Genomic DNA, 456 nt, shown 5'->3' on the forward strand with positions numbered 1-456 from the left:
AGCTGTTCAATGAACAGTGATAAAGCGGCGGGCGATAACTAAAACAACCGTTACAGCACAGCGACTTATCAGTGGTCACGAAACATTCACAAACGGTACTTAAGGTAAAACAGCGTAGCAACGTAATGGTGGAGCCAAGCGGGATCGAACCGCTGACCTCCTGCGTGCAAGGCAGGCGCTCTCCCAGCTGAGCTATGGCCCCATTTAGTCACACTCACCTCTGGCCAATTTTATTTAACGCAAGGCATTTTATGGCGAAGCATAGCCTGCTATGCGAGTCATAAAATAACGCAGCGATAGATAAAATTTGGTGGGTCTGGGCAGACTTGAACTGCCGACCTCACCCTTATCAGGGGTGCGCTCTAACCAACTGAGCTACAGACCCAAGAGGGGATCGTGCTTAAACCGTTTGCTCTATATCTGATCAGGTAATTCATTGTGGACGCTTACCGACGC

Annotated in this window: 2 tRNA genes; both read right to left on the reverse strand. The window is 49.3% G+C overall.

The features are described 5' to 3' along the window. Nucleotides 1-126: 126 nt before the first annotated feature. Nucleotides 127-202 (reverse strand) — tRNA-Ala (locus CXF87_RS12390). 106 nt (nt 203-308) lie between these two features. After that, a tRNA-Ile gene (locus CXF87_RS12395) sits at nt 309-385 on the reverse strand. Nucleotides 386-456 lie beyond the last annotated feature (71 nt).

This window comes from Halomonas sp. MES3-P3E, from assembly GCF_002836035.1.
Classification (GTDB): domain Bacteria; phylum Pseudomonadota; class Gammaproteobacteria; order Pseudomonadales; family Halomonadaceae; genus Vreelandella; species Vreelandella arctica.